The organism is Caulobacter sp. Root1472 (assembly GCF_001426985.1).
Taxonomy (GTDB): Bacteria; Pseudomonadota; Alphaproteobacteria; order Caulobacterales; family Caulobacteraceae; genus Caulobacter; species Caulobacter rhizosphaerae.
This window is the reverse complement of sequence record NZ_LMFX01000024.1, coordinates 46,799-58,963: the sequence shown is the minus strand read 5'-3', so window position 1 is coordinate 58,963 and position 12,165 is coordinate 46,799. Positions and strand designations below refer to the sequence as shown.

At 64.7% G+C, this 12,165-nt stretch carries 9 protein-coding genes; 4 read left to right on the top strand and 5 right to left on the bottom strand.

The features are described from left to right. Positions 1-1,151, bottom strand: a 1,151-nt coding sequence (locus ASD47_RS17090; RefSeq protein WP_156402296.1) for a HAMP domain-containing protein, incomplete at its 3' end; no start/stop codon positions are given. Positions 1,152-1,176: 25 nt separating this feature from the next. Between ASD47_RS17090 and ASD47_RS17085 the strand changes: the two genes are divergently transcribed. Genes ASD47_RS17085 through ASD47_RS17075 form a run of 3 tightly spaced genes read left to right on the top strand, consistent with a single transcriptional unit; the run spans position 1,177 to position 4,439 of the window. After that, a complete protein-coding gene (locus tag ASD47_RS17085) occupies positions 1,177-2,334 on the top strand; it encodes a DUF262 domain-containing protein (RefSeq protein ID WP_162251667.1) in 1,158 nt (385 codons plus the stop codon). After that, positions 2,331-3,467 carry a DUF3696 domain-containing protein gene (locus tag ASD47_RS17080; RefSeq protein ID WP_056759165.1) on the top strand — a complete coding sequence of 379 codons (1,137 nt, stop codon included), beginning with the start codon at positions 2,331-2,333 and terminating at the stop codon, positions 3,465-3,467. The genes ASD47_RS17085 and ASD47_RS17080 overlap by 4 nt, the downstream gene beginning before the upstream one ends. A 9-nt stretch (positions 3,468-3,476) precedes the next feature. Further along, positions 3,477-4,439 carry a hypothetical protein gene (locus ASD47_RS17075; protein WP_056759162.1) on the top strand — a complete coding sequence of 321 codons (963 nt, stop codon included), beginning with the start codon at positions 3,477-3,479 and terminating at the stop codon, positions 4,437-4,439. Positions 4,440-4,597: 158 nt separating this feature from the next. Here the strand turns inward: ASD47_RS17075 and ASD47_RS17070 are convergent, their stop codons facing one another. From ASD47_RS17070 to ASD47_RS17060, 3 genes are read right to left on the bottom strand one after another with little or no spacing between them, the layout of a single operon-like run. Beyond that, the gene (locus tag ASD47_RS17070; protein ID WP_156402295.1) at positions 4,598-5,827 is read right to left on the bottom strand and encodes a hypothetical protein; all 1,230 of its coding nucleotides are present in this window, start codon (positions 5,825-5,827) and stop codon (positions 4,598-4,600) included. 11 nt (positions 5,828-5,838) lie between these two features. Beyond that, entirely contained in the window at positions 5,839-6,384 is a 546-nt protein-coding gene (locus ASD47_RS17065; protein WP_056759158.1) for a hypothetical protein, read from the bottom strand. Further along, positions 6,371-7,027: a hypothetical protein gene (locus tag ASD47_RS17060; protein WP_056759157.1), complete on the bottom strand. Its 657-nt coding sequence runs from the start codon at positions 7,025-7,027 to the stop codon at positions 6,371-6,373. The genes ASD47_RS17065 and ASD47_RS17060 overlap by 14 nt, the downstream gene beginning before the upstream one ends. A gap of 1,156 nt (positions 7,028-8,183) precedes the next feature. On the opposite strand from ASD47_RS17060, the gene ASD47_RS17055 reads away from it, so the two are divergent. Further along, positions 8,184-9,497, top strand: a complete 1,314-nt coding sequence (locus tag ASD47_RS17055) for a tyrosine-type recombinase/integrase (protein ID WP_056759155.1) — start codon at positions 8,184-8,186, stop codon at positions 9,495-9,497. A 113-nt stretch (positions 9,498-9,610) separates the two neighbouring features. On the opposite strand, the gene ASD47_RS17050 is transcribed toward ASD47_RS17055, so the two are convergent. Further along, positions 9,611-11,830: a TonB-dependent receptor gene (locus ASD47_RS17050; RefSeq protein ID WP_235525938.1), complete on the bottom strand. Its 2,220-nt coding sequence runs from the start codon at positions 11,828-11,830 to the stop codon at positions 9,611-9,613. Positions 11,831-12,165: the final 335 nt, after the last annotated feature.

The window sequence follows — 12,165 nt, the reverse complement described above, 5'->3', positions numbered from 1 at the left end:
GCGCGCTGCTGGGCGGCCTCGGCGGTGCGCAGGGCCAGGGCGTTGTCCTTGAACACCTGGACCGACCGGGCCATGGCGCCGACCTCGTCCTTGCGCTGGGCGCCGGCCACCTCGACGTCCACCGAGCCCTGGGCCAGGACTTCCATGGTCTTGGAAAGACCAACCAAAGGCTTGGCGATCTTTCGTGAACCGATCCACAGGGCGTAGGCCAGGGCCGCGGCGGCCGACAGTAGACCGAAGGTGATGGTGATCAGCGAACTTCTGGCCGCCTCGCGCTTGGATCGGGTGACCAGGACCTCAGTTTCGGCGTTATGCCGGTCGATCCAGGCGGCGGTGTCCTTGGTCAACGCCACCATCTGCGGGTCGATCGAGTCCATCATCGCCACGGCCGCTTCGTCGATATTCTGCAGACCCATGTCCGCGCCTTGCCGGGCGCTGTCGTGGATCGTCTTGAAGCGCGTCTTGAGCCCCATGATTTCGGCGGCGCTAGAAGGATCAGCGGCCATGGCCTTGTCGAGATAGCCGTTACCTTTGCGGAAGGCCTCGTCGAGCGCCTCGGAAGCTTGATGGGCGTTCTGCGAGGCGCCGTCATTGGCGACGGCGCGATAGGCCGAGTAGCCGATCGTGGCGACCTGTCGGCTGAAGCGAGCCACCGCCAGTTCGGTCGGCGCGCGCTCTTCGACCAAAATCTCCTGGGATTTTTCGATCCTGCTGGCCTGCCACGTTCCCATGGCGACGCTCGCCAGCGCAACCAGCGCCAGGACAATGGCCGGCAGCATGACCTTGGCGGAGATCTTCAGGTCGTCGAGGCGCATGGCGGTTCTCAAAACTTTTGCGCCCACAAAAAAGTCGGCGGTTCGACAATTGTCTCCGAACGCTGAAGCCCAGATTAACCGTCGCCCTGGCGGGTCCAGATCGCGATGCGCTATTTTGGCGCAGACATGCGGCGTCCGCCGTCGCCCCTCACTTGCACGCTCAATGACGGTGTTCTGGCGGTTGGGCGCCAATTGTGGACTCGCGGGCAGCTCCAGAAACGCGACGTTCGGAGCACCGTTGCGCAGACCGTTTGCTGCTATTGTCGCGTCGCCACCGAGCTGTCCCGCGCAGCGGAACGTTGACCCATAACTGCCGCCACCTATGCTGTAGGTCAAATTTTGCGAGTGTTCTGGAATGTCTATGGCAGACGTGGTGGTTCAAGAGGAATTAGACCTCCAAGGACTGGCAACAGGTGTGGAGCGCGAGGACACCGGCGCGGATGACGCCGAAAAGATCGCTGAGCCGTTCGACCCTGAAGATATCGATGTTGTCACCAAATCGATGACGGTCGACCTCCTCCTGTCACGCACTCGTTCAGAAATGATCGACTTGCAGCCGGACTTCCAACGCCGCTGGGGCGTCTGGGATGCCAAGCGCCAAAGCCGCCTCATCGAGTCCCTGCTGCTCCGTATACCCCTGCCGGTTCTGTACGCTGCCGAGGACGATGACGAGCGATGGGAGATCGTGGACGGTATCCAGCGCCTCTCGACCATCGCCCGCTTCATCGACGCTTCGGTGATCGACGAGACGCCGTTGACCCTCACGGGCCTTGAGTACCTGGGCGCCTACGACGGCAAGACCTTCGCGGAGTTGAGCGCGAGACTGCAATTGCGGCTGCGCGAAACCGAACTCGTCATCCACCTGATCCGCAAGGGCACGCCCGCCGAGGTCAAGTTCAACATTTTCGCGCGCATCAACACGGGCGGGGTCGCCCTTTCGCCGCAGGAATTGCGGCATGCGATCACACCCGGGTCGGCCCGGAAACTGCTGGAGGACTGGGCCGGCCTAGCCGCATTCACAACCGCAACCGACAACAGCGTGCGGGCCGTGCGTATGGACGACCGGGAGCTCGTGCTGCGCTTCATTGCATTCTTCAAGGTCGGCCTGGCGCAATACCGCCAGCCCGAGATGGACAGCTTCCTCATCCGCGCCATGAAGGTCATCAACGGCCTGAACATCGAGGATATCGCCCAGATGCGCTCGGCATTCGTCCGCTCGATGCAGGCTGCGGCCGCGATCTTCGGCAATGACGCCTTCCGAAAGCGCTACTCGCTCGCCGCGGGCCGCCTGCCGATCAACAAGGCGCTGTTCGAGGCAATCTCGGTGAATCTCGCCGCCTTGGATGATGACCAGATCAAGGGCCTTATCGCCAATAGTGCCAAAGTAAGGGGAGATTTCATCGCTCTGTGCGGGGATCGGGCCTTCGACTCGGCAATCTCCCAGGGCACCGGCGATGTGGCGAAGGTCAATCGCCGGTTTACGCGGATCCAGGAGCTGTTCGCCGGAGCCCTGGTATGATCCACACCATCAGCCTGAAAAACTTCAAGGCCTTCCGTGATACGACGGTTCCGTTGGCGCAGTTGACGCTGTTGTCCGGACTCAACGGCAGCGGCAAGAGCACTCTCCTCCAGGCCCTGGGCTTGATCCGCCAGTCCTGGGATGCGGGCTTCCTGATGGCCGACGACCTTCTGCTGAATGGCGATTTGGTCGAACTCGGGACGGGCTCGGACGTCCTCAATCACGACTTCGAAGAGCCCGTCATCACTATCGGCATCGGCGTCGAGAGGGTCCTCGGCGGTGGAAATCTGGTTTGGCGAGCGCCGATTGAGACCGAAGCCGACGTCCTGAAATGCGACGCCTCCCCCGGCAGGGTCGGCCGGCCCAACGACAACGGCGAGATGCAGATCTTCAATCTGCTCGCTCACGGCTTTCAGTTTTTGCGGGCCGACCGGATCACGCCGTCTGTCACCTTTCCCAAATCGCATCATGCTGTTCGAAAGTGGGAGACCCTCGGTCCCAGAGGGGAATTCACGGCGCACTATTTGCTGGAATTCGGCGGCGAGCGCATCGCCAATACTGAGCTCACCCACCCCAGCGAACCGGAGGCCCAGAGCCTGCTGGCTCAGGTCAATGCGTGGCTGCAGGAATTCAGTCCCGGGGTTCGGGTCGACGCCCACTCAGTGCCGATGACCGACTTCGTCCGCCTGGCCTTCTCTTATCGCGGTCAGGGCGTGAGTTACGGCGCGCCCCTGCGGCCGACCAACGTCGGCTTTGGCCTCACTCACGCGCTGCCCGTCGTCACCGCGTGCCTTGGGGCCAAGCCCGGATCGCTGATCGTGATCGAGAACCCCGAGGCGCAACTGCACCCCCAGGGCCAGGTCGCGATCGGGCGGCTGCTGGCGCTGACGGCCGCGGGCAACGTGCAGGTGATCGTCGAGAGCCACAGCGACCACGTACTGAACGGTATCCGGTTGGCGGTAAAGGACGGCGGCCTGGATCCGACCCGCGCACGGCTCCACTTCTTCCATCGCGAGCCCGGCAACCAGAGCCAGTTCGAGTCGCCGAAGATCACCAAGGAAGGGCGTCTCACGCATTGGCCGTCGGGCTTCTTCGACCAATGGGAGAAGAGCCTGGATCAATTGCTGGATTGATCCGACCACATGGCCATCGAAGTCTTCCTGAACGATCTGTCGCTTCCGAGCGGTGCGGTTCCTCTTGAGACGGCTTGTGGGCACCTGCGATCAATCGTGAGCTCACTACGCGCCCTCAAGAAGCTCAACGGCGACGTGGTCTTGAATTCTGACCTGGGCCTGAACGCGATCACGCTGGGAGATGGTCATTCCGTCGCCGCCTTGAGGAACAGCCAGCTCTGCGTGGAGGAAGGGCAGTTCCTCAAACGGCTCCAGGACCGCTCGCCGTTCGACCGGGTTATTGAAGCGGCCGGCGGCGAGGATTTCGTACTGACCGAGTTCAAGATCTCGGAGGCAGGCGGTGATTTCGCCGGCGCGACCGCCAAGGCTCTAGGGCTATCGTGGGCCCTGGACGGCGTCGGCCTCAGTTTCGAAACTCACGCGGCCTGGCAGATCACCCCCGTGCCGCTGATCCGCTACGAGATGGATTTCGAGACCGGGGAACTCTCCGAACTCGCCATCGACGCCCGGAACATAACGGCGACCATCGGCACGGCACCGTTCGAGGCCTTCTTGCGCCAGCCCCCGCCGCCGGCCGTGGTCGATGGGGCCGATCTCTGGGCGCGCCGCGCCGAGCTATTCCCCAACCTGCTGTTTCTTCCCAGGGTCCGGGGTCAGGTTGAAGCGCTTCTGGCGGGCGATCGCGTCCTCGCCGCGGCGGTTCGCCGATTGGGGGACATCGACGCCAGTGTCGGCGCCTGGGCGGCCGATGGAACCGCCGCGCCGCAATGGACCTGCTACATGCGGCCGGAGAGCGGGACGCGGATCAACAAAGGCTTGGTTGATTTCGCCAACGCCGACGGCGTGACCGAGACTTACAGCGACCATGCCGACTTCGGGCCGGCGGAGGGCCGGATCCACATCTTGCTAAAGACCGAGCCTGCGCGATGCGCCGTCGTGGGCCATATCGGCCGAAAGCTCGGGATAGGATAAGCCTGTCGGCCTTTGGCGATCAGCGCCAACAGCTGACATTGGCATCCAGACATTCGCCTACAGCTGAAGGTGGGCGGTCTGGCGGCCAAGCAGATTTCTTGTCGGAAATCTGGAATGCTCCGACCTCTTGGTAGAGCTGGGTTGTTCGACCCAGCGACCTACCACTCAACGTGCAGATCGTCGTCGTAACGCAGCCCTTGTAGATAGCCGCCGACATAGTGATCCGGAAAGAGCTTACCGACCTTCTGGCGGCGTTCGTCGAAGCCTGGGTAGGAGTCACCCAGGATCATCCAGAGCTGATCCTGCAAATTCGGCTCCAGGGCGCCGGCGATTTCCAAAAGCATCATGTGGGTGGCTTCGTAGTCCGCTACGGCGTCCTGCGGCTTGTAATGCTTGGCGAGCGAGGCCTTGAACTTGCCGATGTGGTCACCGCCCTCCGGGTAGAGCGGCCGCTTTCCATCGAAGTACACCGTCTCGATCCCTTCGCGGGCCGGGTCGATGTTGCCGTGAATGGAATTGTTCCGCTTATCCATGACCCTTTTGAACGCCTTCGCGACATCCGACTTCATGTCGATCGGATGGGCGAAGCCCTGGCACTTGTAGGATAGGTCCGCGATCTTGAGATCAATCTGTTCCCGAACGAACGCGTCGTAACGGCGCTTATCGCTTCGCACTTCCGGACGGCAAAGAACTAGGATCACCATGTTGATGAAGGCTTCCGCCATGATGGGCGTCAGCAGGGCCAGTTGGAGGCAGGCGCCGTAAAGCGCGGCGTCGGCGGACGGAATCACCCGGCCTGTGCCCGGCTCCGTGCCATCGGAGGAATGGGCGGCTACGGCGGCGCGCCCGTCAAAGGCGAACGGGTCGCCGGCCGCCAGGACGTCGGTTATGGTGCCGTGATGGTCAGCGCAGAGACCGGCGATCGCCACGTACTTATTGGGAAACAAGGTCCACTTCTCGAGCCGATCCAATTCGGCCTTCTTCTCCGGACCAACCCGCGCGAAGTCCGCCTTGATCGCCAGGATCAGGGTTTTCCAGTCCTCGTCCGACATGGGCTCGGCGATCATGAACTGGACCTCTCGGGAGGTCGCCATGACGTAAAGATCGGCATCGCCGGCCCTCAGGTTGAAGTCCCAGTGGACGAGGTTGTCGCTGTCGTCGCGGCGAAGAAAGTTCTGAATGCCGTTAGGCGTCCCAAATCGGGCCCTAAGGTAGCAGTACATGTCGAGCGTGCTTAGGCGGTGGCGCACGACAAGCGCGCCGCCGCCAGGGCCCGTCGACGGAGTTCGAGCCTGTAGTTTAGCGATATATTCTAGATGCTCTTCGCGCGTGAACTTCCGCCAGGACGGAACGTCAAGGCAATGCGGCCTGCGCTGTGGCGATGTCATCGACGCTCTCCCTAGACGCCAAGCTCAGCCCGAAGATCAATCAGCTGGCCGCCGGTCAGTTTGAAAGAGTAGGCCTGACGCGTGCGCGCGATTTGGTCCACGATCTCGACGGACTTGGCGATCGCGTCGCCAAAACCTTCCGGAGATTGGGGCAACTTGGGTGTCGCGCTCTGGCCTTCCTTCATATGTCCGATGTAGGCGTTGCGATGCTTGACCTTCATGGTGTTGACCAGAGCCCGGTAGGCCTTGACCGCCGCATCGACGATCTCCTGGTCGGTGCCCTTCAGGATGCCGCGCGCCTTCAAGGTTTTCATCACCGACCGGAACGAACGCTGACCCTTGTCGTCGTCGTCGAGCGCGAGCAGGCGAACGACAAGGTCGCGTTGCAAAGCTTCGAGCATAAACAGTTCCTCTCCCAGACGCTGACTGGACCAGCCGCCAACACCCTCGAACTGCGAACGGCTTCGCATCACGAAGACGCCGATCAGGATCCAGAGGATGTCGTTGGTCAGGTCATCCAGCGGGTCGGTGGGATCAGAGTCCTCATGGGTGGTCACGTGGTGCTACCTTTCGCCGTGGGGCGTCGCTTGGCGGGCTTGCGTGCAGTGCTCCCGACACCGGTGGCGCGGGTCGAGGCGGCGTTATGGCGGCGTCCAGGTCCGCGACATCGAACCGCAAGACGAAATCGATCGACCCGAACGCGGTCCTGAGCCTCGGAAGGTAACCGGCCCTGGAAAAATCGACGCCGCCTGTGACGATAGCGTGGATTAGCGCTGCGCGGATCGGACTCCCGGCTTTCAGGCCCTTCACGTCGCGCGCAACCACCTCCATCAGGTAGGTCTTGAACTCGTCGCCGATCCGGTTGGACATCAGCACCGTCGATAGGGAGCGTCCGAGCGCGATGGTCGCCGACTTGGGGATGTTGCCGTTCTGGTGGCGGCCGCCGGCCTCGACCTGACGATGGGACGAATCCGCAGGCAACTCGTCGATCAGCTTGACCCAATCTCCGAGCATGTCGAACGCGTGATAGATCAGGAAGGCGCCGATCGTGGGGTGCTCATCGGAGGGATCAATCCCCTCCCCCGTGTCGTCGTAGTTGGCCTCAAGGGCTTCGACAATCAGCGGGAAATAGTAGAGCCACATATGCCAGGTCACATCCTGGAAGGCGGCCTCCTTGACCATGATGTCGAAGAAGAACAAGGGCCGCGACCATGATCTCGGACTTGGATCGTCGGGTTCGCCGAGCGGTCTCATCGAGGACTCGGGCGACCTCGCCGGGCAGAAAGACCTTGGCCTGGATCTTCATCGCCCCGGCCTCATAGCGGGATGCCGTCGTCGGGATCGAGCGCCGCCTGGCGCGCCGCGCTTCTGAACCGCCGCTGCACCTCGGCGGCCTGCTGCGCTTCGTCAGGGTCTTGTCGGCTTCCGCGTAGAGCACGTGCAGGATCACGCCGACCAGCAGGCTGTGGCTGGTCTTCTCCCAATGGTTTCGCCGCTCCAGCGCCCCTTCGGGGGTGCAAGCGGAGGGGCGGCTTCGCGGGGACCCGGCTGCAGGGCCTTGCCTGCCCGTCCAACCCGACTGTCCCGTCCGGGCCCGAAGCTGGGCGGAAGCCGATCCGAAGCGCGCCGGGGGCGGAGCCCCAAGCCCTGCGGCCAGCGGCCGCCTCTTCGCAAGATGAAGCCTGCACAGGAGCCCGCGCCAAGCGCGTGGCGGGAGGCGGCGTCGAGCGGCCGGCGGCAGGCCAAAACCTGCCCGCCAGGCGTCGCGCCCGCAGGAGCGGCGAAAGCCGCGGGACCGAGCGTGACCGCCGGCCGCTCTCCCGTCCGGGTGAAGCCGGCCGCGCAAGCGGCCGGCGAGAACCCTTGGCCGCGTCGCCGGCGCGCCGGATCGGTGCAAGGAGGCTTGACGCCTTGGCCCGGCCCCGATGGCGAGGTCGGCCAGGCGGAGCACTATTCCGTCCGGTTGTCTTTGCTTGCCTTTGTCGCCGCCGCCAAGGGGCGCGATTGCGGGCGGGCGCGGCCCGACGATAGTGCCGTCATGCGCCCGCCGAGCGAAATTTATTGGCGTCTCGCCACTGTCCCCCACGCCCGTCCCGTTCGTCTCAGGGGCGGTGACCTTCTTCGCGCCGGCCCCGACCATGCCCGGCCTTGACCGCGTCGCCGCCCGCCCACGTCCCGAGGACTGGGCCGAGGACGATCCGCTGCGGCTGGAGGAGGCCGTGGCGATCTTCGCCGGCAGGCTGCCGATCACGGTGGCCCTGCTGCGCAACGAGATCGCCAAGGGACGGCTCGTCCCGGCCAAGGTCGCCGGGAAGTATTTCGTCACGCCGCTTCAGCTTCGCGAGCTCTTTCGTCCATGCCCCGCTCCGCCAAAGGTCCCCGGCTCTATCTGCGCAAGGCCCGCCGCGATCCGCGCACCGGCCGCGCCTTGCCCGACACCTATTTCATCCGTGACGGCCAGACTGAACTTGGCACGGGCTGCGGTCCTGGCCAGCTCGCGCAGGCCGAAGCCCAACTCCTCGACTACCTGAACGGCAAGCACGGCCTCACGGCCCCGGCGCAGCCGCCCGCCCTTCCCGTCCCCGCATCGCCCCCGCCGCCGGTCCAGGACGAACGGCGCGATCCGGCCAAGGTGCTGGTGGCCGAGGCCCTGGCGCTCTATGCGACGGAGCGGGCGCGAACCTCGGGCCTGGACCCGGCCACCTTCGACGGCTTCATCGCCAAGCTGCTGGATGGGTGGGGCGAGCGCACGCTCGACCAGGTCAAGCGCTCGACCTGCCAGGCCTATGCGGCCCATCGCCAGAGCCAACCCAACGCCAATTACAAGAACCCCAGGACCGCGCCGCGGGTCTCCAGCGAGACCGCCCGGCGCGAGCTGGAAGGACTCAACAGCGCCATCGCCCACTGGGACGGCGAACACAAGCTGACCCAGCGTCCCGCCGTGTGGTTGCCCGACAAGGCGGTCAGCCCGCGCGACGCCCTGACCCGCGACCAGGCCGCCCGGCTGCTCAAGGCGGCCCTGGGCTGGCGGCGCGAGGCCGACGGCGCCTGGGTGCGGCTGGGCCCCTCGGCCCGCGCCAACCGCGCGCACCTGCGACGGTTCATCCTGATGGGCCTCTATACCGGCACCCGCCACAAGGTCATGCGGCTGCTGCTCTGGGAGGAAGCCCTGCACCAGGCCTGGGTCGATCTGGACAAGGGGATCGTCTACCGGCGCGGCCGCGGCGAGCGCGAGAGCAACAAGCGCCGTCCGGTCGTCCGGTTGCCGCCGCGCCTGCTGGCCCACCTGCGCCGTTGGCGGGCCATGGACCAGGCCCGCGAGATCGCCCTGCGGCGGACCGACGAGGCCTTCCGACTGGTCAGCGTGCTGCATCACGGCGGCAAACCGCTGGCGAGCAAGATCCGCCGAGGGTTCGAGGGCTGCGTGCGCGACGCGGGGCTGGAGGCGGAGATCACGCCGCACTGGATGCGCCACACCGCCGCCACCTGGCTGATGGAGGGCGGGGCGGACATGTGGCTGGCGGCCGGCTATCTGGGCATGAGCGTCCAGACCCTGGAAAAGCACTACGGCCACCACCGGCCCGGCTACCAGGCCGAAGCCGTCGCCGCGATCGGCCGCCGCGCGCCGCCGCGTCCTGGTCCGGAACCAGCAAGCTTGGCGCGGCGCTGACCCCGGCCGCAAGTGAGATCCTATGATCGCACGACGGCCGGCTGGCGGGCCACGGGGTCCTTGTCGGGACCTTGCGCGGCCCGCCAGTCAGCGCATCGGCGACAGGCCTGGCGTCAGAACGTCCGGCGCAGGGTCGCGCCGATTTCACGATCGTTGGTGACCGTGCCGATGCGCAAGCCCGACGGGACCCCGAAGATGGTCCAGGGACCGCCGTCGGTGTCTTCCTGCACCTTGTTGAAGATGTTCTTGGCCCACAGGCTCAGTTCCCAGTCCCGCGAGGGATTGAAGACGCCCACCGAGCCGTTGACGGTGGTGTAGCCCGAGAAGGTCCGGCCGGTCTGCGGGAAGTAGGAGCTGCTGCGCGTGAACGAGTTCAGGCGCACATAGGCCGGGAACTGGCCGAGGTTGAAGTCGTAGCTCGTATTGGCGCTGAAGCTGATGCTGGGCAGCGAGCCCAGCGGCCCGTTGGACCGGCAGAGGCTGACGAAGCGCCCCTTCTGGACCATCGGCGTGCCGTTCACGTCCAGGACGCCGTCGCCATTGTAGTCGTTGCAGGGCAGTTCGGCGTCGGCGAAGTGGGCCTTGGTGTAGGTGAAGATCCCGCCGATCCGCCAGTTGTCGGTCACCTTGGCGTTGAGCTCCAGCTCGAAACCCTTACTCACCGCGTCGCCGTTGCCGGTCATGGTGCCAAAACACAGGGGCCCGTTGGCCAGGCCGTTGTCGGTGCCGTAGGCCAGGCCGTTGGGGTTGGGCACGCCGGTGCAGGCGACGTTGAACTGCGAGGTGATGTAGCCGTCGTACTTCTGGTCGAAGTAGGCGATGTTGGCCGTCACGCGCTCGAGCCACAGGGTCTTGAAGCCCACTTCCATCGACCGCGAGTGTTCATCCTCGAAATTGCCGAAGCTGGCCGGGATGACCGGACGCGGCGCGGCGTTGGCGCCGCCCGAGCCGGGACGGAACGAGGTGCCGTAGGAGACGTAGCCCATCACGTCCGGGGTGAACTGGTGCTGATAGCTGGCGTTGCCGGTGGTGGCGTTATACGAGCGCTTGGAGCCGTTCACCCGATTGGTGATGTCGACCTTGCTGTAGCGCACGCCGACCTGCAGGCTGTCCTTGTCGGTGAAGGCGAACTTCTGGGTCGTGAAGACGCCGAAGTCCTTGGTCGTGTTCCGGTTCAGCTGGCCGGTGAACAGCGGCGGCAGGTTGGCCACCCCGTTGGTGCGCGCGTTCTGGGCGAAGACCCCGTAGGTGAAGTTGTAGAAGCCGTCTCCGTTCGACTGCACGCGCAGCTCGTTGGAATAGCTGCGGCGCTTGGTCAGGACGTCGATGTAGCGGCCGAAGTTGTTGGCCTCGCCGATGCCGGCGAAGTCGAAGTTCAGCATGGTATAGTACTTGGTGTCGTTGTAGCCGCCGACATAGTTCAGATCGATGTTGTCGGTCAGGCCGTAGCGCGCGTTGAGCGTGGCCAGCGCGCCGCGATAGGAATTGGGGTTGGCGCCCTGGGTCAGGGCGATCTTGTCCTTCAGGGTGAAGGTGCGTCCGCAGGCCACCGAGCTGACCAGGATCGCGCCGCCCTGATCGCCGGCGCAGGGCGCGCGGCCGCTGATCTGGCGGTAGAAATCGCCTTCCTGCTTGGTGTACTGCGCCATCAGGTCGGCCGAGAACCGATCGGTCGGCGCCCAGTTCAAGCTGCCGCGCAGGACCTTGGTTTCCTGGTAGGTGCTCTTGCCGTTGTTGATGTTCTTGACCTCGGTCAGGCCGTTGTGGTCGTAGACGCCGGCCAGGCGGAAGGCCAGGGTGTCGCTGATCGGTCCGCCATAGGCGGCTTCCACGCGCTGGCCGTCATGATCGCTGACCGTGGCCGTCGCATAGCCGCTATATTCCGAGAAGCTGCCCTTCTGGGTGGCGATGGTCAGGGCGCCGGACGGCGAGGGCCGGCCGCGGAGCGTGCCTTGCGGCCCCTTGAGGACTTCGATCTGGCCGATGTCCAGCGTGGCGGCGAAGGCGTCGAACACGGTGATCGGCACTTCGTTCAGATAGGTCTCGACGGTGTTGGTCGAGGGGCCGCCGCCGCTGGGCATCTTGATCCCGCGCAGCGAGATCGACTGCTCGGAGGGGGTCGTCATGGTTAGGGACAGGCCGCCGACCACCTGGGTCAGCTCGATCGTGTTCTGGACGTGCAGATCAGCGATGGTCGAGGCCGAAACGACGTTGATCGTCTGGGCGACCTTTTGCACGGGCTCGGCCCGCTTGTTGGCCGTCACGATCACGACATCCAGTTCGGTCGCCGGTCCCGAGCCCGCGACGGACTGCGCCGAGGCGGCCGAAGCCATGACCAGGAGACTCGCGCCGACCATGTAACCCACGGCCGCACGCGGCGCCAGAAAAGCACCTCTCAACATATCTTGTTCCCTCCCGAATGGGGCTTGAGCGCCCCTATTTCGATTGGACGACGCCGGTTCGACCTCGTCCCCGATTGATTATTATCGAAAATGACAAATACGCAATCATAAACGGTAAAATTCCGTCGCCCATGATGGCGCATAGCCATCATATCCGCGCCTGACCTCGCATTCCGTGGCGGTGCGACGACGCAACAATTCCTTATTTGTCAAGGGCTAACGGCCCGATTGGCCTCCCCGGCCTTACGCCGAAGACCTCTCCACCC